The sequence below is a fragment of the Serratia sp. 25CWL12 genome (genome assembly GCF_055790885.1).
In genome coordinates, this window is the sequence record NZ_CM147698.1 from 3,135,710 (window position 1) to 3,158,560 (window position 22,851).

The following is a 22,851-nucleotide window of genomic DNA, read 5'->3' on the forward strand; positions in this document are numbered from 1 at the left end:
GCCGGTAACACATGGCTAAGTTCTTTATAGATCGCCCCATTTTTGCCTGGGTCATCGCCATCATTATTATGCTGGCGGGTCTCCTGTCAATCGTGAAGCTACCTATTGCTCAATATCCTACCATTGCGCCGCCCGCAGTGACGATAGCCGCAAACTATCCCGGTGCTGATGCTAAAACCGTGCAGGATAGCGTCACACAGGTTATTGAACAGAATATGAACGGTGTCGATAATCTGCTGTATATGTCCTCCAGCAGTGACTCGGCAGGCAACGTTCAGATTACCTTGACATTCGACTCAGGTGCCGATCCTGATATTGCTCAGGTACAAGTACAAAACAAACTACAACTGGCCATGCCATTGCTGCCACAAGAAGTTCAACAGCAAGGGGTTAGCGTAGAAAAGTCGAGCAGTAGTTTCTTGATGGTAGCGGGCTTTATTTCTGAAGACGGCAGTATGACTCAGGAAGATATCGCAGACTACGTCGGCTCCAATATCAAAGATCCTATCAGTCGTACACCCGGGGTGGGTACTGTTCAGCTCTTTGGTGCTCAGTACGCCATGCGTATCTGGCTAGACCCGAATAAACTGAACAAATTCCAACTGACGCCCAGTGATGTCATTGCGGCAATCAAAGTTCAGAACAACCAGATTGCTGGTGGCCAGCTTGGTGGTACACCTCCGGTAAAAGGCCAGCAGTTAAACGCCTCTATTATTGCCCAAACCCGCCTGAGTTCACCGGAAGAATTCAGTAGAATCCAACTGAAAGTCAATGCAGATGGCTCGCAAGTGCGTCTGAGCGATGTAGCCAAGGTTGAACTGGGGGGAGAAAGCTATAATGTTGTTGCTCGTTACAATGGTAAACCTGCATCAGGTATCGGTATTAAGCTGGCCACGGGCGCCAATGCGCTCAATACTGCGGCGGCGGTTAAAGCAGAGCTGAGTAAACTGCAACCGTTCTTCCCTGCCAGCTTGCAGGTTGTTTACCCTTATGACACGACGCCTTTCGTTAAAATATCCATACACGAAGTAGTAAAAACCCTGGTGGAAGCGATCATCCTGGTATTCCTGGTGATGTATCTGTTCCTGCAAAACTTCCGGGCCACGCTGATCCCTACCATCGCAGTGCCCGTAGTGTTGTTGGGAACATTCGCGATTCTGGCTGCTTTTGGTTACTCGATAAACACCCTGACAATGTTTGGTATGGTGCTAGCAATCGGCTTGCTGGTTGATGACGCCATCGTGGTGGTGGAAAACGTTGAGCGGATTATGGCTGAAGAGGGGCTTTCGCCCAAAGAAGCCACCAAGAAATCAATGGAACAGATCCAAGGGGCATTGGTTGGCATCGCCTTGGTGTTGTCTGCGGTATTTATCCCCATGGCTTTCTTCGGTGGGTCAACAGGTGCCATTTATCGCCAATTCTCAATAACCATTGTTTCTGCCATGGTGCTATCGGTCTTGGTGGCATTAATCCTGACCCCGGCACTTTGCGCCACCATGCTTAAACCGATCCCCAAAGGGGATCATGGTATCAACACCGGCTTCTTTGGCTGGTTCAACCGCCTGTTTGAAAAGAGTACCCATCACTATACTGATAGTGTGGCGAATATCCTGCGCAGTACTGGCCGTTACCTGATGGTTTACCTGCTGATCGTCGTAGGTCTGGCTGTTCTGTTTATGCGCCTCCCCTCCTCCTTCCTGCCGGAAGAAGACCAGGGAATGTTGTTAACGATGGTGCAAATGCCTGCGGGTGCCACCCAGGAACGTACACAGAAAGTATTGGAGGAAGTGAACCATTACTTCCTGACCGCAGAAAAAGACAACGTTAACTCGGTATTTACCGTTAACGGTTTCGGTTTCAGCGGCCAAGGGCAGAATACTGGCTTGGCGTTTGTCAGTTTGAAAGATTGGTCTGAACGCAGCGGTGCCGCCAATAAAGTACCTGCTATTGTTGGCCGTGCTATGGGGTCATTTTCTCAGATCAAAGATGGCTTGGTGTTTGCCTTTAACCTGCCTGCGATCATCGAACTGGGTACCGCCAGCGGTTTTGACTTCCAACTGATCGATCAGGCTAACCTGGGTCATGAAAAGCTGACAGAGGCGCGTAACCAGTTACTGGGTATGGCAGCACAGCACCCAGACCTACTGACCGGGATGCGCCCGAATGGTCAGGAGGACACACCACAATTCAAACTGGATATTGACCAGGAGAAAGCGCAGGCATTAGGGGTTTCCCTTAACGATATCAACAGTACCATCAGTGCGGCGCTGGGCGGCGCGTATGTTAACGATTTTCTCGATCGGGGTCGTGTAAAACGCGTTTATGTACAGGCTGATGCCCCATTCCGTATGTTGCCCGAAGACATTAATAAATGGTATGTCCGCGGTAGCAGTGGTCAGATGGTGCCTTTCTCCGCCTTTGCTTCAGCCCATTGGTCATTCGGTTCGCCGCGTCTTGAACGCTATAACGGGCTGCCATCAATGGAAATTATCGGGCAGGCGGTGCCTGGGCGAAGTACCGGTGAAGCAATGGATATGATGGAGCAACTCGCGTCCAAACTGCCAAGCGGTATCGGCTATGACTGGACAGGTATGTCCTATCAGGAACGCTTGTCCGGCAGTCAGTCCACCTCACTGTATGTTATCTCACTGATCGTGGTGTTCTTGTGTCTGGCGGCATTGTACGAAAGCTGGTCAATTCCATTCTCGGTAATGCTGGTTGTCCCTCTTGGGGTGATAGGTGCACTCTTGGCCACCAGCTTTCGTGGGCTGGAAAATGATGTCTATTTCAAGGTTGGCTTACTGACGACCATCGGGCTCTCCGCGAAGAACGCCATATTGATTGTAGAATTTGCGAAAGACCTCATGGATAAAGAAGGTAAGGGGCTCATTGAATCAACGTTGGAAGCGGTACGTATGCGTCTGCGCCCCATCCTGATGACATCATTGGCCTTCATCCTCGGTGTTATGCCGCTGGTTGTTAGCAGTGGAGCTGGTTCCGGTGCCCAGAATGCAGTAGGTACCGGGGTAATGGGTGGGATGATTACCGCAACGGTATTGGCCATCTTCTTTGTTCCGGTGTTCTTTGTGGTGGTTCGCCGCCGTTTCAGTAAAAAGAGCGAAGACCTGGATCATAGCCACCCTATTGATCGTCAATAATCATTTTTGTTGTTAATCCACTGAGGCCGCCCATGCGGTCTCAGTGGATGATAAGACGATGGCCGCGCAACGTTACTCGGCTCTTTCATCAGCTTCGCTCCTTTCGTAGCCGCTGCAAACCACTCTAGTTATTTCAGGTATAGATTAAAGTTCTATTCAAAAAATGTTCACCACATTGAAATAACATTAGTTTTTTTGATATTATAAAGTTCTGCAATAAAAATCAGCTATGCGTTATAATTATGATTAAATCATTTTCAACACTGGCTTGGATATCTGTAGTCAGGTTACATTAGCGACACAATAACTCGCTGCCTAACCAACAATGACCTCAGCGCGAGACACATAAACAATAACGGCGAGTAAATTGTAAATTTCCGTAATATCAACAAACCAGATAGCAAGTAATGGTTTATATTTATGGTACTAAGCGATTATTGACCCAGTGTTAAATTTTGCAAAAAATGATGTAGCTTCATGTACTCACAGCGTGTTATCGGCACCGAAATTAAGGCTGACGGGAGGCGATATGGATGAGTATTCAACTAAGCAGCATGATATTGCTCAGCTTAAATTCCTGTGTGAGAGCTTGTATGACGAGGGCATTGCCACCTTGGGTGACAGTCAGCATGGCTGGATTAATGATCCAACGTCTAGCGACAACCTTCAGCTTAATGACTTGATTGAGCATATTGCTTCTTTTGTAATAAGTTTTAAAATTAAATACATGGATGAAAATGATTTATCGGCATTGGTTGAAGAGTATCTGGATGATACCTATACCGTGTTCAGCAGCTTTAGTATTAATAATGCCGACCTGCATCGCTGGCAGGAAACCAAAATGCGAACTTTCAGAATGCTCGCAGGAGAAAGCATTTGTACCACGATAAAAACTTAGGGATAATTCGCTTCGATTATTTGTGTTGTTTTTAAGATTAAAGGTTACCATGACAAAAATTGACTATCTGATGCGCCTACGTAAATGCACGACCATTGACACTCTAGAACGTGTCATTGAAAAGAATAAATACGAACTCTCTAACAACGAGTTGGAACTGTTTTACTCTGCTGCAGACCACCGTCTTGCCGAACTGACCATGAACAAGTTGTACGATAAAATCCCCGTTGCGGTTTGGAAATTCGTAAGATAATAATTTTAAAGCATAATAAACTGCTGGCTTTCTGATTGCAGGAACCGGAACAAACTCCGTGAATGGATTTCGATATACTCGTCATCCTTCAAGTAGCTTGGGTGTTGGCTGCGTTAGCTCGCGCCAGTCACATAGTTGCCTATGCTCCTAGCAACTATTGAACTTGCCACCTAGATGCAACTCGAATTATTTCGAGCGTATATTGTTCCTGCAAATTGAATCTGCGCGAATTATTTTGGGTATAAGCTGGAAGTAGACAGTAGATATGATGCAGCCTGTAAAGGCTCAAATTGGTGGGGGCCCTGCCAGCTACATCCCGGCACACACGTCACTCGCTGCGGCTGCTTCCTTCCGGACCTGACCGAGTTCACAAGTTAGTGTTGCGGGAGAACCAACAGGGCCCCCATTGACGGCTTCATTCACTATGACAGTTTCACTGCCATTGACTACGAAGCGGTGGGCATTATCGGTGATGGCCCATTAAATAGCAAGCCATCCACTGACCAACCGCTGTTTTCTTACCCATTCCGGTTATGGCACACTTGCCTCCTGGATACCTACGCCCGCTACCATGGGATTGACTGTAATCTCAATGAGCAGGGAGATAACAGGAACAACAGCAATGACCGCAGAACGTGCCTCTTTCAGTCAGCGAGTATTTCATATCGTCGCGGCTATTCCTTACGGTAAAGTCACCACCTATGGTGCAGTCGCGCAATTGGCTGGTTCACCACGTGCAGCTCGTCAGGTCGGTGGAGTGTTATGCCGTTTGCCTGAAGGCAGTACCCTACCCTGGCACCGGGTAGTGAACCGCTTTGGGCAAATTTCATTACAGGGTGACGACTTTCAACGCCAAAAACAGGCATTGCTTGCCGAGGGAGTCATTTTTGGTCCCAGCCATACTATTGATTTGCAGCACTATGGTTGGCACTGGTAGGTATCTTTCAGTTCAACCATAATAGGATAGGTGACGGCGGTATCCCTATATTCAGTGCACTTACCCATCATCAAGAGGATCACTACATTATGAGCCAGGCGCTGCAAAATCTCCTTGCCCTGCTGGATCTGGAGAAAATTGAAGAAGGTTTATTTCGCGGCCAAAGTGAAGATCTGGGGTTGCGTCAGGTCTTTGGCGGTCAGGTAGTGGGTCAAGCCCTCTACGCCGCCAAGCAAACCGTTGCGGTAGAACGCAGCGTTCACTCCTTTCATAGTTACTTTCTGCGCCCGGGAGACAGCAGCAAGCCGATCATTTATGACGTGGAAAACCTGCGCGACGGTAACAGTTTTAGCGCACGCCGCATCAGTGCCATTCAACATGGCAAACCTATTTTCTATATGACTGCTTCTTTCCAAAGTGGCGAGCAAGGCTTTGAGCACCAGAACGCTATGCCGGACGTGCCACCACCGGAAGGGTTAATGTCGGAATCGGACATCGCACAGAAGTTGGCCTATATGTTGCCAGAAAAAATACGCGAAAAATTTGTCGCCCCAAAACCAATTGAAATGCGCCCGGTAAAATTCCATAACCCACTCAAGGGCAGTATAGAAGAGCCCACCCGTCAGGTCTGGTTCCGTGCCAATGGCACGATGCCGGATGACTTACGTATCCATCAATATCTGCTTGGCTATGCTTCTGACTTCAATTTTTTACCCACAGCACTACAGCCCCATGGTATTGGCTTCCTTGAGCCAGGTATGCAAATTGCCACTATTGATCACTCAATGTGGTTCCACCGCCCATTCCGCATGGACGATTGGTTGCTCTATGTGGTGGATAGTCCTTCCGCCTCCGGTGCCCGTGGCTTTGTTCGTGGTCAATTCTATACTCGTGATGGTGTGCTGGTTGCCAGCACAGTACAAGAAGGTGTGCTGCGCCAGCATGATGCCTAAATAACGATGGGTGCCTCAGGCACCCATCGTCAATCCAACAGCGTAATCCAATTTACTGGTTATAAGCATTTTCGCCATGGCTGTTAACATCCAATCCTTCACGCTCTTGTTCTTCTGGTACCCGCAGGCCAACGGCTATATCCGCGACTTTAAAAGCGATAAAGGCAGCAATACTTGACCACACTAACGTCACAATAACACTAAACAGCTGTATCCATATTTGGTGGCCCATGGTCACACCGGGTGCATAGCCGGTTCCCCCCAGTGATGAAGCGGTAAACACGCCAGTCAGCAAGCACCCGACAATGCCACACACACCATGAACACCAAATACATCACAGGTATCGTCCACTTTCAGCCATTTCTTCAGCGTCACTACCCCCCACAAACCAGATACACCGGCTACCAGGCCAATAATCAATGCACCACCAATCCCCACACTCCCAGCTGCCGGGGTAACCGCAACCAAACCGGCAATACAGCCAGAACAGGCACCTAATAGTGAGGGCTTACCTCGCAGTATCCACTCGGCAAAGGTCCAAGAGAGAATCGCCCCCGCCGTTGCTATCATGGTGTTGAGAAATGCCAGCGCCGCAACACCGTTAGCCGCGCCAGCTGAACCTGCATTAAAACCAAACCAACCGATGTACAAAATAGAAGCGCCAGTAAATACCATGGGTAAGTTATGTGGCTTGAACGCCTCTTTGCCAAAACCAGCCCGTTTACCCAGCAGGTAAGCGCCCACCAACCCAGCACTGGCCGCATTGATATGCACCACTGTACCGCCAGCAAAATCCAGTGCACCATCCGTTGCCAGTAAACCGCCCCCCCATACCATATGGGCTATTGGCAAGTAGGAAATCGTGAACCAGATGGCAGAGAAAATGATCACAGCAGAAAAGCGAATACGCTCAGCAAAGCCGCCAACCACCAGCGCCACCGTAATACAGGCAAATGAAGCCTGAAAAGCAACGTGGATCAATTGGCTGAATGTACCGGTCACACTGTCCAAGCCAATACCTTTGAGCATAATCGTCTGAAAACCACCAAAGAAGGCGTTACCTTCACTAAACGCCAGCGTGTAGCCAAAAATGACCCATAACACGCACACCAAAGCGAAAGTCACGGTAACTTGTGTCAACAGTGAAAGTACATTCTTGCCACGCAGTAAACCGCCATAAAATAGCGCAATACCAGGCAACGTCATAAATAGCACTAACGCAGTACAAATCATCATAAACGCGTTATCAGCCTTGTCTGCTATCGCCGGTGCTGCCAGAGCCCAGGAAGGGGTCAGCGTTATCGCACTTAGGCCTAACACGGATAAAAGTCTTTTCATAATCACCCCATCCCCATTCAATTGACTAACCCGGTCATTACAGTGCAGATTCGTCTGTCTCACCCGTGCGGATACGAATAACACGTTGCAATTCAGTAACGAAAATTTTGCCATCACCAATTTTGCCGGTATAGGCCGCTTGGCTAATCACATCCACCACTTCGTCGAGTTGGTCATCCGCAATGGCAATGTCAATTTTGACTTTAGGTAAGAAGTTGACGCTATATTCTGCTCCCCGATAAAGCTCAGCGTGACCTTTCTGGCGTCCAAACCCTTTAACTTCAGTCACAGTCATCCCCTGAATGCCTATAGATGATAAGGCTTCACGCACATCCTCTAGTTTGAACGGTTTAATCACCACAGTAACCAGCTTCATATTGTCTCTCCACAGGTCAGGTTCAGAAACAGCGCTTGGTACCCATCGGATAAAGCAAGGGGCATGCCATATCTTTAAGCGGCAGATAAAAGGGTGATTAGGGGAGCTTATTAATAGAAAAAGAAAACAAACAGACGTGCGGCGCGCAGCAGCCTGAGTCATCGCTCACTGATTTGCACTCTATTGGTGCAGCGCGCCTAGATAAAGTGCATACGCAAACCCACAATGGCTACTACAGATAGCCTCTTGGGGGGCTCAATAGAGGAATCTATGCAGGTTGCGTCTCTTCACGAATCGCGGCTTCCAGCTCCTTACCCACCAACTGTAATTGATACATCTGGTAATAACGCCCCTGCTGCGCCAACAATTGTTGGTGATTCCCCTGCTCTACCTTATGACCTCGATGCAAGACCACAATAGAATCCGCTTCCACAATCGTTGAAAGACGATGGGCAATCACCACCAGTGTTGTCTTCTGGCGAATCAGGCGCAAGGCACGCTGGATCGCCTGTTCTGTTCCTGAGTCGATATTCGCCGTTGCTTCATCAAGGATCAGGATCTGAGGGGGATGTACCAACACGCGGGCGATAGCCAATAGTTGTTTTTGGCCAACAGACAAATTGTTACCCTGCTCCCCCAAACAGGTATGGATACCCTGAGGAAAAGTGCGTACCAGCTCGTCCAGTTGTACGATTTCCAGTGCCTGCCAAACGGCTTCTTCACTGATATCGCGACCCAATGTCACATTGGCCATCATCGTTTCCGCCATGACTACCGGATCTTGTTGTACCATCGCGATACCTTGCCGCAAGACAGGGTGTGAAAGGTCAGATAAAAGTCGACCATCCAGACGAATTTCACCTTCATTTGGCGGGTAATAGCCCATCAGCAGATTTGCCAGAGTACTCTTACCACTGCCAGTATGCCCCACCAACGCAAGAAAACCGCGCGAGGGCACCTGCAGCGAGATATGGTGCAATACCTTCTCTTGATGATGATAAGCGAAACTCAGGTCCTTGATGTCAATACTGCCACTTAATAAAGGGCGATCATCGTTGCCATAACGTTGTTGGCTACCATCCATCAATTCAAAAATACGTTCTCCCGCCACCAGGGCTTGCTGTAACATCGATTGTTGGGTAGTCAGCTCAATTAAGGGTTCATTCAGACGACCAAGATAGTTGATAAAAGCATACAGCACCCCAACGCTAATCACCCCTTCACCACTAAAACCAAACAACATCAGTAAGCCGCAAAGTATCAGTGCAGAAAACAGGCTGAGCAAAGGGCGCAGTAAGAAACCATCCAACCGTAGTGTCTGCATACGCGCCATATAATGAGAGTGACTGGCAGCACTCATACGCTCACCAAAACGACGCTGCTGGCGGAACTGTTGGATCACCCCCATGCCACCAATGACTTCATTAAATCCATCATTAATATCCGCCAAATAGCTACGTACACGGCGGACAATCGGGGTGCTGTAATATTGGTAAATTACCATCACGACCATCACCGCTGGGAAGATGCAAACCGCCACTAACGCCATACGCCAATCAAGGCTGAACATTGCCACCAGCATGGCACCAATCAACGCAGCACTTTTCAACACGGTGGAGACCACCGTCACGTAGAGATCTTTAATCACTTCGGTATCATTGGTGACTCGCGAGATCAACTGCCCAACCGGTTGGGTATCAAAGGTGCTCAACGGCTGGCGCAGCGCCGCATCCATTACTTCGGTACGTAATCGTTGCACTACCCCCACCGCCGTCTGATTAAACAACAAAGACTGGAAATAATGTAATACTGCAGCCAATAGTTGCAGCAGAATATAAGCAAGCGCCAAACCACTGACCATCATCACCGGTAGCTGGTTCCTGGCAACATAGTTATCGATAAAATAGCTGACCAACACCGGGCCAGTGACCTCTGCCGCCGCCGCAATCCACAACATCAACACGGCCAGCCCCAGCGGTTTACGGTAAGGGGAACCGTAAGCCAGCAAGCGTTTGAGGGTTGGCCATAAATTTTGTCGCTTATTCATCGGCCAATGCCTCCCGCACATTTTCTGGGACTTCATCCAATGCGGCTTCCAATTGCTGATAACGGAACATATCGCGATACCAGCCTGGCTCTGCCACTAAAGCACTGTGTCGCCCACGCTGCGCCACCGAGCCATGTTGCATGACTAGAATTTCCCCCGCCTCAGTCAGGGCTGAAAGGCGGTGCGCACTAATAACCAAGGTGCGATGTTGTCCCCACTGGCGGAGATTATGCAGAATTTGATGCTCTGTGCGCCCATCTACCGCCGACAGGGCATCATCCAGGATCAGGATTTCCGCATCCAGCAACAAGGCTCTGGCAATGGAGATACGTTGCTTCTGCCCCCCGGAAAGCATGACACCCCGCTCACCTACCTCGGTTTCGTATCCCTGTGGCAGGCGTAGAATATCGTCATGGACATAAGCCAATCGTGCGGCTTGTTCAATCTGCTCTCGAGTGGCTGAAGGGTTCCCCAAGGCGATGTTGTTCGCCACACTGTCAGAGAACAGAAAGGGCGTTTGGCTGACGATGGCCAAACGAGAACGCCAAGCATCAAGCTTGATCTTGGTCAGTGGCAAACCGTGGTAACTGATAAACCCATCATCAATATCAAATTGGCGTTGAATCAGTGCCAATAGGGTCGATTTACCGGAGCCCGTCGGTCCACACAACCCTAACATCTGCCCTGGTTGCAATTGCAGTGCTACATTATGCAGCGCCAGCTTGCTGTTGCCCGGGTAATGAAACTCGTTGATATCCACCACCAAGCTACCGCGCCCGGCAGGCAAATCCTGGTCACCATCCGTTACTGCGGGCACTTCATCCAGTAAGCGACGAATGCGGCTATAGGCGGCACTACCGCGCTCAACAATATTGAACATCCAGGCGAGTGCCAGCATCGGCCAAATCATTAAGCCAAGATACATCACAAAGCTGGTCAATTGGCCTAATGTGAGTGTCCCATTCACCACCATCCAACTGCCACCACTGATCGCCAGCAGGTTAGCCGCAGCTATAGCGCCATAAATCGTCGGATCAAAACGAGCATCAATACGGGCAACATACATGTTCTTCGCCCCCGTTTGGGCTGCCACCTCAGCAAATTGATTGGATTGATGATCTTCCAGGCCAAATGCCTTGATCATGCGAATGCTGGTCATGTTTTCCTGCGCCTGATCATTCAGGCTGGAAAAGGCTTCCTGCGCAGACTTAAAGCGCTGGTGCAATTGTTCACCATAGTATTTGATGGCGACCGCCATGATAGGCATCGGTATTAATGACAGCAGGGTCAATTGCCAACTGATTTGAGTACTCATGACAATCAAAACCGCCAACCCCATCACCAATGAGTCCACCAGCGTCAACACCCCTTCCCCTGCGGCAAAGACCACACGGTCCACATCATTAGTGGCCAATGCCATCAAATCGCCGGTACGGTAGCGCAGATAAAATGCCGGATTTTGCTGACTGAGTTGACGATAAAAATTTCCGCGGAGTTCAATCGCCAGTTGGTAGGAGGCACCAAATAGCAGTACCCGCCACACATAGCGCAGTAGATAAACGATAATCGCGACCCCGCACATGAGTGCCAGCCAGGACATCAACGTGTGAGTAGACATCTGTTGATGGGTGACACCATCGACAATAATGCCGACCAACTTCGGTGGCAGCAGTTGCAATAAAGCAATGATCACCAGCAGCAGCACTGCCCCCAGGTAGCGACGCCACTCACGGCGGAAATACCAGCCGATTTGAGCAAATAATCTCACGCAGTTTTATCCAGATGGCTTTCCAGCAAATAATAAATACCGCCCGGTGGTTTTACCCTACAGGGCTATGCTCCTAGGGCTCCAGCGTTTGCCGCCTATAAGCAACTCGAATTATTTTGGGTATAAGACGGCTTACTCCGGTACCGGTAGCGCTGTAGTATACTTGATTTTTTCCATAGCAAAGCTGGAAGTCACATCAATTAACCCAGGAACCCCCGTCACCAGGCGTTTATAGAAGTTGTCATAACTTTTCATATCCGCAACTTCAACCTGCATCAGGTAATCGTATTCCCCCGCCATACGGTAAAACGCCAGTACTTCGGGCATATCAGTGGTCAGTGCCACAAATTTTTGATACCACTCGCTGCTATGTTGCTGCGTTTTTATCTGTACAAATGCCGTTAACCCAAGCCCAAGCTTTTCATTATCCAACAAGGCTACCCGCCCACGAATATACCCTTCATCCTCCAACCTTTTCAGCCGTTTCCAGCAAGGTGTCGACGTCAGATTGACCGCCTCAGCTAAAACCTGCAACGGTTGGGTACAGTCTTGTTGCAACATGGATAACAACTTACGGTCTATTTTATCCAACATATCGTCATTCAGTAGAAAAAATTTCTCCCATTAGGCGATTTTAAAGGGAAAATAGCAACTTTTTTCCCTCTATAAACCGTTATGCTACGCCATAAATATGCCCCCATACTGCGTACAGAGGCCAGACGATGAAAAATAATTGGGTAAAATATGCTATCGGTGAAATTGAAGCGGATTTCCAGCGTTCTGCGGATACCCACTTGATACGCCTTAACCTGCCAGAATTTCCGGGTATCTACCTTTATCTAAAAGATGAAAGTACTCACCCCACAGGCAGTTTAAAGCATCGCCTGGCACGTTCACTGTTTCTCTATGGCCTGTGCAATGGCTGGATCACTGAAAACACCCCCATTATCGAAGCTTCTTCCGGCAGTACCGCAGTATCAGAGGCCTACTTTGCCCGTCTGCTTGGTCTACCATTTATTGCCGTGATGCCTTCCTGCACCGCTCGCCGTAAAGTAGAACAGATCACCTTTTACGGTGGTCGCTGCCATTTTGTTGATCACTCTGCGCAAATTTATGCCACCTCAGAAGCATTGGCTAAAGAGTTGAACGGCCATTATATGGATCAATTCACCTTTGCTGAACGTGCAACCGACTGGCGGGGAAACAACAATATTGCAGACAGTATCTTTCGCCAGATGGCGCGTGAACCGCATCCGATACCGAAACATATTGTGATGAGTGCTGGCACTGGCGGTACCTCCGCCACATTGGGTCGTTATCTGCGCTATCAAGGACATAATACACAACTAACGGTCGTCGACCCGGAGAACTCGGTATTTTATGACTGGTTCCAACAAGGGGATAACACGATTACTGGCCACTGTGGTAGCCGGATTGAAGGCATTGGTCGGCCACGCGCCGAACCGTCGTTTATCCCTTCGGTGATCGATAGGATGTTACGAGTGCCAGACGCCGCCAGTATCGCCACTATCCATTGGTTGGAAAATATACTGGGCCGTAAAGTAGGGGCCTCTACCGGAACCAACGTCTGGGGAGCCTTGCAGTTAGCCAAACAAATGCGCGAAGCCGGTGAGCAAGGCGCTATCGTCACCCTGTTATGCGACAGTGGTGAACGTTATCTGGATACTTATTACAACCCTGAATGGGTTAGCAGCAATATCGGTGATTTAACTCCCTGGCAGTTACAGTTAGCCCACCTTTAAGAACGGCATTGCCTATCAATCACCCTAGATATATCCCAGACAACAAAAAAGCCGGGTAATCTGCCCGGCTGGCTGTAAAAAGCCTCATTATTCGGGGGAATCAGTGAGGAGTGGTAAACCCAGCCAATGTTGTAAATAGTGGGCCACAGCCTGTTGCTCGCAGCGACCAATAACCGGAAGATGAGGCAATTGAGACTTCAACTGTGGCAACGCATTGCCCATCACCACACCATGCCCGACACTGTCCAACATCTCTTTGTCGTTCATCGCATCACCAAAGGCGATGCAATCAGCCAGGCTCACCCCTAGATGTTGACTCAGTTTCGCCAATGCAGCCCCTTTATTACAGCCTTTTGGCAATACTTCCAAGCTGTCGGCGGCGGAAAGGCAGAGATCAACCGATGAGCCAAAATGCCGTTGTAACTCCACTTGTAATTCGAACAATGATTCGGGTGAGGCACAGAAACACACTTTGCTATTGCCCTGTGTGGGTAGCTGTTGTAATTCAGTCAGTTGAAACTGGAAACCACTCAGGTGATGTGCCGCCAACATTTCCGGCACTGCATATTCAGTAAACCACCCTTCGTCGCGGAATACATGGATACTGGCAGGGGTTACCCAGGGGGTGCGCAATACTTCTTCTGCGATTTCAGCCGATAAGTTGATCGCCTCCAGTTGTTGCCCCTGATGATTATAGATACGAGTGCCGTTACCGCTGATCAAGTATCCTTGTAAACCCAGTTGCGCCATGATTGGCTGAACATCAAGATTGTGCCGCCCGGTAGCAAAGGTGACGACCATCTCCCTTTCAATCAATTGATTCAATACCGCTAGGGTTTCCGGACCAACCTGATGATCCGGGGTCAATAAAGTACCATCCATATCGAAAGCCGCCAGCCGATACATGAAAACCTCGTTAATGTGAGTATCACTACAATCGCTGTAGTATGAAGTGGTATTTACGGAAGTAATAGTGAACAATTTGAAAAAATAGTTCCTGATTTATACCCAAAATAGTTCCAGAAGGTAAATTCTATGAAACGCGCTGTCGTCGTTTTTAGCGGTGGACAAGACTCCACGACCTGCTTAATTCAGGCATTGCAACAGTATGATGAAGTTCACTGCATTACATTTGATTATGGCCAGCGTCACCACGTTGAAATTGACATTGCCGCCGCATTATCTCAAACCTTGGGTGCCAAGGCTCACAAAGTATTAGATGCCACATTGCTCAACGAGTTAGCTATCAGTAGCCTGACTCGCGACAATATTCCCGTCCCCAGCTATAACAGTTCGCTGCAAAGTCCCATACCTAACACCTTTGTTCCTGGGCGCAATATTTTATTCCTGACCTTGGCCGCTATTTATGCTTACCAAGTGGAAGCAGAAGCAGTGATCTGCGGGGTTTGTGAGACTGACTTTTCAGGCTACCCAGATTGCCGTGATGAGTTTATTAAAGCGCTGAATCAAGCCATCATCTTGGGTATTGCCCGTAATATTCGCTTCGAAACCCCGCTGATGTGGCTAAACAAGGCTGAGACCTGGGCTTTGGCAGATTATTACCAGCAGTTAGAACTTATCCGCCACCAAACGCTCACCTGTTATAACGGTATTCAGGGGGAGGGTTGTGGTGAATGTGCTGCCTGCCACCTACGCGCTAATGGTTTGCAACACTATCTGCAGGATAAAGCTGGGGTGATGGTCAGCATGAAACAAAAAACGGGCCTGCTTTAAAGTAAACATTATTAACAAAATAAAAGCGGCTGCAATGGCTCTTTACCATGCAGCCGCTGCCGGGATTACATTTTCAACCGATTACGATTTTTTTCCACTAAGGAAGGTCCGATACCCGGCACTTCTTGTAGTTGCTCAACCTGAGTAAAGGGCCCGTTCTGTTTCCGATAACGAACGATCGCTTCCGCCTTTTTCAAGCCCACGCCATTTAATACGCGCGCCAACTCTTCGGCATCAGCCTGATTAATGCTGACCTTGAGTTTCTCTTCAACCGGTGCTGGGCTGCTACTGGTTGATTTGGGCTTGGTTGCTACCGAAGCGGAGGCGGGTTGCCCTGATGCCGGTTTTTCTGCCGCGATAGCTGAAGTGCCTATCAGGCTAAACAGTGCCGCCACTACCAGGTGTTTTACGACCAAATTAAAACGGGTCATTATTTGATACTTGCTTAATTGCATGCTGTATCCTCCTTGTGTTTAACAGCAAGGCTACCTTGCCTCAGCAGCAAATAATAAGCAAATAGCAAAAGTAAACTATGGTAAAGGCCGCGAAAGCAGCCTTAAAACATTACAGGTTGTTGCAAAAAAATGCGTTGCTTGTCGCCACTCGCACAATAGATGGGTACGTGGAGGGTGCCCTGCTATCGCGTCAATTTTTATGCGACAAAGGACACCGACCTGATTAGCAACAATGAGATTAAGGCTGCGACTGCTCAGCCGCCCCCAGCTCGATCGAGGCTTGCTTACGCAAACTCGCCAACAAGGAGTCGAAGACTACACTGCTAGTCCCTTGCTCCATCCGGCTGATAAACACTTTCATCTCATCCGCTGACAACGTACCAGGTCTTACTGCATCCAGAGCAATCAATACTACGTTATCCTGATGATCCTGTGACATACCGTAAACGGCTTTGCCATCCTGCGGATGAGGCAATGAGAATACCGTTTCTACCAGTTGGTTACCCTGCGATGCACGTACCATTTTCTGTACGCTGCCAAAGCTGAGGCCAGCGGCTTTCATCGCCTCTTCGCCCTTACCCTGTTTCAGCTCAACCAGCAATTTTTCTGCCTGCAGTTTTGCCGCTTGCAACGCTTTATTGCGCTTGACCATGGCAACAATGTCATCTTTCACTTTCTCGAGCGGTTTAATCGATTCAGGCTGGTGAGCAGCAACCCGCACCACTACCGCGCGATCACCGTCTATGGTGATGACATCAGAGTTACTGCCCGGAGTGCCATTTTCACCAATCAACGAACCACCGAAGATAGCTTGCACCACTGACTTGGAATTCAACTCCGCAGGAGGATTGTCACGGGTAAACCAATCAGTATGTGTCGCTTTAATACCGGCCGCTTCTTCTGCAGAAGCCAAGGATTCGTTATCGTTGCTCGCCGCTTCGCTCACTTTCTGTTGCAATGCAAAGAAAGCATCCACCGCTTTTTCCAGTTTCACCTGTTTGGCGAGAGCATCGTGCACCTCGCTCAATGGTTTGACCTTTGAGGCTTTAATGTCATCCAAACGAACAATCAGGTAACCGACAGACGATTTTACCACGCCGGACAATTGCCCTTTCTCCGTCAGGTTTGCCTGTTTCAGCTCATCTGGCATCGAACCCGGTTCCATCCAATCCATCTGGCCACCGTTACGGCTAGAGACAATATCGGTCGATTTTTCCTTTGCCAGGGTGGCAAAATCAGCGCCTTTTTTCAGCTCGTCCAACACGGTATTCGCTTCTGCTGCCGTTTTCAGTTGGATAATGCTGAATTTTTTACGTTCTGGTTGGCCGAAGTTACTCTGGTGCTTGTCGTAATAAGCCGTGATATCGGCCTCAGTCACCGTTACTTTATCCTGCATGGCAGTGGCATCCAGCAAGATATAGCTCACTTTTACCTGCTCGGGGGCAGTAAAGCTGTTCTTGTTCTGCTCGTAGTAGGCTTTCAACTCCTCGTCGCTGACTGTCTGCTGAGCCTGAATGGCTTTCAGATCAATGGTCGCCAGGCGAACATCGCGCTCTTGCAGCATCAGCGCAACCATCGCCTGAGCTTCACTTGGCAACACAATATCAGAACCGCCAAAGCCCTGGATCATCTGCTGATTGATTAACTGTTGGCGCATAGATTGTGCGTAATTTTCCGGGGTATAACCGGACTGGTTAATCAAAGCCAGGTACTTGCTGTTATCGAACTGACCATTGGTCTGGAAATAAGGCTCTTTACGAATGCCCTCTTTCACCTGTTCGTCACTGACAGTCAGACCTAATTTCTTGGCATACTGATCAAGCAGCGTTTTATCGACCAACTGCATCAATACCTGGTGACGTAGCTGACGCATATAACCCTCATTGCTCGCTAACTCAGAGAACTGATCCCCCAGTTGCTGTTGCATACGGTTACGTTCACTTTGGAAAACTTGTTCCAGTTGGCCGCGTTCAATCACCTGGCTATTTACTTTTGCTGCATAATCGCTGGAACCGCCGATCAGGTAGTTACCCACCCCTGTCAAAACAAATGACAAAATGATCAGGCCCAGGATGATTTTTAGCACGACGTGATTAGCCGCCGCGCGTAAATTGTCCATCATAGTGTGACAACACTCCGCTGTGGTGTATACCCGTCGTCAATGAAACTGCAAAAGTGTTGGCTTTTCACCCAAGTCACTTGGTTAGCCAAGTTTCTGGGGCTCCGCCGCCTACCTGCAACTTCATTGAGTATGGATATAGATTAACAACCCTTGTGCAGGCGCGTTCCCTGCAACAAAAATAAAAAAGCGCATCAACTGATGCGCCTTATATCTTACCTTACCAATACCGCTACGTCAGGTGATTGTTTTACTGAACTCAATAGCCGGTGGACACGGTAATCAGTTTACTGCATCTTTCAGCGCTTTCCCTGCACGGAAAGCAGGAACTTTGGCTGCCGCAATTTTAATCTCTTTGCCAGTTTGCGGGTTACGGCCAGTACGAGCTGAACGCTCACGCACTGTGAAAGAACCGAATCCTACCAAAGCTACATCATCCCCTTCTTTCAAGGATTCAGTAACAGATACAATGATTGCATCTAAAGCACGGCCAGCGGCCGCTTTGGAAATATTTGCACCAGCAGCAATTTTGTCGATCAATTGTGACTTATTCACTCTATCATCCCCTCTAGAATTCAAACGTCGCACCGAAGAATCCCTACGGTTACGACAGCGCAGCTTTTATATCAATCCCATCGAACCTTGGCAAGCCATCAATACATCCACCCATCATCAATAAAGCTGCGGCGGTGTTGACGCAAACGCTGTTCAAAACGCGATGCGTTTTATCCGGCAACTTCATTGAACTTGAGTAGACTGGCAAAACACGGCCCAACGATGTTCTAACTTAGCGGCACATAAAAATGCTGGCAAGTGAGAAATGCCTTGCCAGCATAAGTTTTCTCAATGGTTTTTGCTATCCGTCACTATTTTGCCGCAACAGGTTGCATACCGAAAGCCGGATTCTGCAATGCAATGCTGAAAACCTCATCGATTTTCTGTACTGGATGGATCTCCAGATCAGCGATAACGTTATCTGGGATCTCTTCCAGATCACGCTTGTTCTCATAAGGGATCAGCACGATTTTAATCCCACCACGATGTGCCGCCAACAGTTTCTCTTTCAGACCACCAATCGGCAACACCTGACCCCGCAACGTGATTTCGCCGGTCATTGCCACATCGGCACGAACTGGGTTACCCGTTAAACATGACACCAGCGCAGTACACATGGCAATACCGGCACTCGGGCCATCTTTCGGCGTTGCCCCTTCCGGTACATGAACGTGAATATCGCGCTTTTCATAAAAGTCGGCATTAATACCCAACTTCTCTGCACGTGCGCGTACCACGGTCAATGCAGCCTGAATAGACTCTTGCATTACCTCCCCCAAGGAACCGGTATAAGTCAGTTTGCCTTTACCGGGGACACAGGCAGTTTCAATCGTCAGCAGATCACCACCGACCTCAGTCCACGCCAACCCCGTCACCTGACCAACGCGGTTCTCGGTATCTGCACGGCCATAATCAACCCGCTGCACACCGAGATACTCCTTCAGGTTTTCACCATTAATTTCAATATGCTTAAGCTTTTTGTCCATCAACAGCGATTTCACTGCTTTACGACACAGTTTGGAGATTTCACGCTCCAGACTACGTACCCCAGCTTCGCGGGTGTAATAGCGGATAATGCCGATGATAGCGCTGTCATCAACCGTCAACTCCCCTTTCTTAAGCGCATTACGCTCAATCTGCTTGGGCAACAGATGCTGCTTGGCGATGTTCAGCTTTTCATCTTCGGTATAACCGGAAAGACGAATCACTTCCATACGATCAAGCAGTGGTGCTGGGATATTCATCGAGTTTGACGTTGCAACAAACATCACATCAGACAAATCGTAATCCACTTCCAGATAGTGATCGTTAAACGCCACATTTTGTTCCGGATCCAACACCTCCAACAAGGCAGAGGCCGGATCGCCACGCATGTCCGATGACATTTTATCAATCTCATCAAGCAGGAATAGCGGGTTTTTCACCCCGACCTTGGCCATTTTCTGGATCAGTTTACCCGGCATGGAACCGATATAAGTCCGGCGGTGACCACGGATCTCCGCTTCATCACGTACCCCGCCCAGAGCCATACGCACATATTCACGCCCCGTGGCACGCGCTATAGATTGGCCCAGTGACGTTTTACCCACACCAGGAGGCCCAACCAGACAAAGGATCGGCCCCTTGATTTTGCTGACCCGGCTTTGAACCGCGAGATATTCAAGAATGCGATCTTTAACGCGCTCCAGACCATAATGGTCGGTATCCAGTATTTCCTGCGCTTTGACCAGATCTTTTTTCACTTTACTGCGCGCATTCCAGGGTACTTGCAACATCCAATCAATATAGCCACGGACGACAGTCGCTTCCGCAGACATCGGCGACATCATTTTCAGCTTCTGCAGTTCCGCTTCTGTTTTCTCACGCGCTTCTTTCGGCATTTTCGCCGCTTCTATCTTGCGCTTGAGTGCTTCGTGTTCATCTGGCGTATCATCCATCTCGCCCAGCTCTTTCTGAATGGCCTTCATCTGCTCATTCAGATAGTACTCCCGCTGGCTCTTTTCCATCTGTTTCTTGACGCGATTACGGATGCGTTTCTCGACCTGTAACAGATCAATTTCCGACTCCATCATCGCCATCAGATACTCTAGGCGCTCACTGATATCTGACATTTCCAGCACCGACTGTTTGTCATTCAGTTTCAGTGGCATATGTGCGGCAATGGTATCCGCCAGACGGTCAGCATCATCGATGCTGTTCAATGATGTCAGCACCTCCGGTGGAATTTTTTTGTTCAGCTTGATATAGCCTTCAAACTGATTAATTGCAGTACGCGTCAAAACTTCTTGTTCGCGCTCATCAATCGGCGGTGATACAAGATATTCTGCTTGTGCTGCAAAGTGTTCTCCGCTATCGGAAAGCGTGGTAATACGCGCACGCTGTAGGCCCTCCACCAGCACTTTAACTGTGCCATCCGGCAACTTCAGCATCTGTAAAATCGACGCTACTGTCCCCACAGAGAACAAATCATTAATGCCAGGTTCATCCGTCGAAGCCTCTTTCTGTGCCACCAGCATGATCTTTTTGTCGTGATCCATCGCGGCTTCGAGGCACCGAATCGATTTTTCCCTGCCAACAAATAACGGGATCACCATATGCGGATATACCACCACATCGCGCAATGGTAAAACGGGGATTTCAATGCGTTCGGAACGCTCAAGGTTCATAGAGCTCTCTCTTAGGTTATTTTCCGCCAGGATTAGGAATCTCATGAGACGCAAGCATCAAACGTGTCACAAAACCTGAATCAAGAGTATATGGGGATGATCTTCATACATTCAACGGCAGAATGCAGAGAAAAAAAATGGGGGACAGAATCCCCCATTTTACCATTAACTCGCTGACTTGGCTGAGCAATTATTCGCCAGAAGCTTGTGCTTCCGGTTTGCCATAAATCAACAACGGCTTGGATTGACCATCAATGACTGATTCGTCAATCACCACTTTATCCACGCTTTCCAACGAAGGAAGGTCATACATGGTATCCAGCAATGCCCCTTCAACGATGGAGCGCAGACCACGAGCACCGGTCTTACGCGTCATGGCTTTCTTGGCAATGGCCGTCAACGCTTCCTCACGGAATTCCAGCTCTACCCCTTCAAGGTTGAACAGCGCCTGATACTGCTTGGTCAGGGCGTTTTTCGGCTCTTTAAGGATCTGAATAAGGGCTTCTTCATTCAGCTCGCTGAGTGTCGCTACCACCGGTAAGCGACCAATAAATTCCGGAATCAGACCAAATTTGATCAAATCCTCCGGCTCAACCTGCAATAGCAGTTCACTTTCCGTGGCTTTTTCTGTCTCACCCTTCACGGTGGCACCGAAACCGATACCAGAACTGGTATTTACCCGCTGACCAATCACTTTGTCCAGACCCGCAAAGGCACCACCACAGATAAACAGGATCTTCGAGGTATCAACCTGTAAAAACTCCTGCTGCGGATGCTTACGCCCACCTTGCGGCGGTACTGCAGCAATGGTGCCCTCGATCAGTTTCAGCAACGCCTGCTGTACACCTTCCCCTGAAACGTCGCGGGTAATGGATGGGTTGTCTGATTTACGTGAAATTTTGTCGATTTCATCGATATAGACAATACCACGCTGGGCTTTCTGTACGTCGTAGTCACATTTCTGTAGCAGCTTCTGGATAATGTTCTCGACATCTTCCCCCACGTAGCCCGCTTCAGTCAGTGTCGTCGCATCAGCCATGGTGAAAGGGACATCCAGCAAACGAGCCAACGTTTCCGCCAATAAGGTTTTGCCGCTACCCGTCGGGCCAATCAACAGAATATTACTTTTTCCCAATTCTATACCGTCACTGACATCGCTGTTACGCAGGCGTTTGTAGTGGTTATAAACGGCTACAGCCAATACTTTTTTTGCCGGTTCCTGGCCAATAACATAATCGTCCAGATGGTGACGGATTTCGTGCGGTGTTGGCAATGAGTTGCGCTCGCGATGCGGGGCAACCTCTTTAATCTCTTCGCGAATAATGTCGTTACACAAATCAACACATTCATCGCAGATATACACTGACGGGCCAGCAATCAACTTACGCACTTCGTGTTGGCTTTTGCCACAGAAAGAGCAGTACAGTAGTTTGCCTGAACCATCTTTGCGCTTATCTGTCATGAGTCAAACCTCTTCTTTTGTCTTTGCCCCGCAGGGTTCCACGGCGGCAGCATCCCCAAACATTATATTGGCAATGCCGATAATGCAATTTATAGCAAGCTATGCACACTATAGCTTATACCCATCGTCATTCAAGTTGGCTGCAACCGGAATAAACCAGTGTATATACCCTTCATACTTCAAGTTGCTTGGGTGTTAGCTGCAATTACTCGCCTCCGCCATGAGGCTCGCCCCTATCGGGGCCACTGTAAACAGCGTTCAAATCCGCTCCTGGCTGATTTGTCTGTCACCCCAGTCACATAGTTACCTATGCTCCTGGGGATGCCATCGCTAGCCGCCTACCAGCAAATCGAATTATTTTGGTATTA

Annotated in this window: 18 protein-coding genes and 1 other RNA gene; 7 read left to right on the forward strand and 12 right to left on the reverse strand. The window is 48.9% G+C overall.

The features are described 5' to 3' along the window. Positions 1-11 precede the first annotated feature (11 nt). The 3 genes from ACX9GV_RS13475 (at position 12) to ACX9GV_RS13485 (ending at position 4,309) form a co-directional block, all read left to right on the forward strand. Positions 12-3,158, forward strand: a complete 3,147-nt coding sequence (locus tag ACX9GV_RS13475; protein ID WP_473195877.1) for an efflux RND transporter permease subunit — start codon at positions 12-14, stop codon at positions 3,156-3,158. A gap of 529 nt (positions 3,159-3,687) precedes the next feature. Beyond that, a complete protein-coding gene (gene tomB / locus ACX9GV_RS13480; protein WP_473195878.1) occupies positions 3,688-4,056 on the forward strand; it encodes an Hha toxicity modulator TomB in 369 nt (122 codons plus the stop codon). A gap of 49 nt (positions 4,057-4,105) precedes the next feature. Continuing rightward, the gene (locus ACX9GV_RS13485; RefSeq protein ID WP_023488988.1) at positions 4,106-4,309 is read left to right on the forward strand and encodes an HHA domain-containing protein; all 204 of its coding nucleotides are present in this window, start codon (positions 4,106-4,108) and stop codon (positions 4,307-4,309) included. Positions 4,310-4,609: 300 nt separating this feature from the next. Here the strand turns inward: ACX9GV_RS13485 and ffs are convergent. After that, positions 4,610-4,706, reverse strand: an RNA gene (gene ffs / locus ACX9GV_RS13490) — signal recognition particle sRNA small type. A gap of 225 nt (positions 4,707-4,931) precedes the next feature. Here ffs and ACX9GV_RS13495 point away from each other — a divergent pair. Together ACX9GV_RS13495 and tesB are read left to right on the forward strand one after the other, a co-directional pair. Continuing rightward, the gene (locus ACX9GV_RS13495) at positions 4,932-5,246 is read left to right on the forward strand and encodes an MGMT family protein (protein ID WP_473195879.1); all 315 of its coding nucleotides are present in this window, start codon (positions 4,932-4,934) and stop codon (positions 5,244-5,246) included. An 89-nt stretch (positions 5,247-5,335) separates the two neighbouring features. Next, entirely contained in the window at positions 5,336-6,199 is an 864-nt protein-coding gene (gene tesB / locus ACX9GV_RS13500) for an acyl-CoA thioesterase II (protein WP_473195880.1), read from the forward strand. A gap of 52 nt (positions 6,200-6,251) precedes the next feature. On the opposite strand, the gene amtB is transcribed toward tesB, so the two are convergent. From amtB to ACX9GV_RS13525, 5 genes are all read right to left on the reverse strand, one after another. Next, positions 6,252-7,538 carry an ammonium transporter AmtB gene (gene amtB / locus ACX9GV_RS13505; RefSeq protein WP_473195881.1) on the reverse strand — a complete coding sequence of 429 codons (1,287 nt, stop codon included), beginning with the start codon at positions 7,536-7,538 and terminating at the stop codon, positions 6,252-6,254. A gap of 37 nt (positions 7,539-7,575) precedes the next feature. Further along, positions 7,576-7,914, reverse strand: a complete 339-nt coding sequence (glnK, locus tag ACX9GV_RS13510) for a P-II family nitrogen regulator (protein ID WP_473195882.1) — start codon at positions 7,912-7,914, stop codon at positions 7,576-7,578. Positions 7,915-8,182: 268 nt separating this feature from the next. Continuing rightward, positions 8,183-9,961 (reverse strand): SmdB family multidrug efflux ABC transporter permease/ATP-binding protein, encoded by a 1,779-nt coding sequence (locus ACX9GV_RS13515; protein WP_473195883.1) that lies wholly within the window; start codon positions 9,959-9,961, stop codon positions 8,183-8,185. Continuing rightward, positions 9,954-11,729, reverse strand: coding sequence for a SmdA family multidrug ABC transporter permease/ATP-binding protein (locus ACX9GV_RS13520; RefSeq protein ID WP_473195884.1), 1,776 nt, complete (start codon positions 11,727-11,729; stop codon positions 9,954-9,956). Before ACX9GV_RS13520 ends, ACX9GV_RS13515 begins: the two co-directional genes overlap by 8 nt. 132 nt (positions 11,730-11,861) lie before the next feature. Beyond that, entirely contained in the window at positions 11,862-12,323 is a 462-nt protein-coding gene (locus tag ACX9GV_RS13525; protein ID WP_023488981.1) for an Lrp/AsnC family transcriptional regulator, read from the reverse strand. Positions 12,324-12,451: 128 nt separating this feature from the next. Between ACX9GV_RS13525 and ACX9GV_RS13530 the strand changes: the two genes are divergently transcribed. Next, on the forward strand, positions 12,452-13,492 hold the full coding sequence (locus ACX9GV_RS13530) for a PLP-dependent cysteine synthase family protein (RefSeq protein ID WP_023488980.1): 1,041 nt from the start codon (positions 12,452-12,454) through the stop codon (positions 13,490-13,492). An 87-nt stretch (positions 13,493-13,579) separates the two neighbouring features. Here the strand turns inward: ACX9GV_RS13530 and cof are convergent, their stop codons facing one another. Next, positions 13,580-14,398 carry an HMP-PP phosphatase gene (gene cof, locus ACX9GV_RS13535; RefSeq protein ID WP_473195885.1) on the reverse strand — a complete coding sequence of 273 codons (819 nt, stop codon included), beginning with the start codon at positions 14,396-14,398 and terminating at the stop codon, positions 13,580-13,582. Between the two features lie 129 nt (positions 14,399-14,527). Between cof and queC the strand changes: the two genes are divergently transcribed. After that, on the forward strand, positions 14,528-15,226 hold the full coding sequence (gene queC / locus ACX9GV_RS13540; RefSeq protein ID WP_473195886.1) for a 7-cyano-7-deazaguanine synthase QueC: 699 nt from the start codon (positions 14,528-14,530) through the stop codon (positions 15,224-15,226). 65 nt (positions 15,227-15,291) lie between these two features. Here queC and ACX9GV_RS13545 read toward each other — a convergent pair whose 3' ends face one another. The 5 genes from ACX9GV_RS13545 to clpX all read right to left on the reverse strand — a co-directional run bounded on the left by ACX9GV_RS13545 (position 15,292) and on the right by clpX (position 22,483). Then, complete coding sequence (locus ACX9GV_RS13545; protein ID WP_473195887.1) at positions 15,292-15,681, reverse strand: ComEA family DNA-binding protein; 390 nt, start codon at positions 15,679-15,681, stop codon at positions 15,292-15,294. A gap of 238 nt (positions 15,682-15,919) precedes the next feature. Then, entirely contained in the window at positions 15,920-17,803 is a 1,884-nt protein-coding gene (gene ppiD / locus ACX9GV_RS13550) for a peptidylprolyl isomerase (RefSeq protein ID WP_473195888.1), read from the reverse strand. A gap of 279 nt (positions 17,804-18,082) precedes the next feature. Beyond that, the gene (gene hupB / locus ACX9GV_RS13555; protein WP_023488975.1) at positions 18,083-18,355 is read right to left on the reverse strand and encodes a nucleoid-associated protein HU-beta; all 273 of its coding nucleotides are present in this window, start codon (positions 18,353-18,355) and stop codon (positions 18,083-18,085) included. Between the two features lie 311 nt (positions 18,356-18,666). Then, a complete protein-coding gene (lon, locus tag ACX9GV_RS13560) occupies positions 18,667-21,021 on the reverse strand; it encodes an endopeptidase La (protein ID WP_023488974.1) in 2,355 nt (784 codons plus the stop codon). Between the two features lie 190 nt (positions 21,022-21,211). Next, a complete protein-coding gene (clpX, locus tag ACX9GV_RS13565; RefSeq protein ID WP_023488973.1) occupies positions 21,212-22,483 on the reverse strand; it encodes an ATP-dependent protease ATP-binding subunit ClpX in 1,272 nt (423 codons plus the stop codon). Positions 22,484-22,851 lie beyond the last annotated feature (368 nt).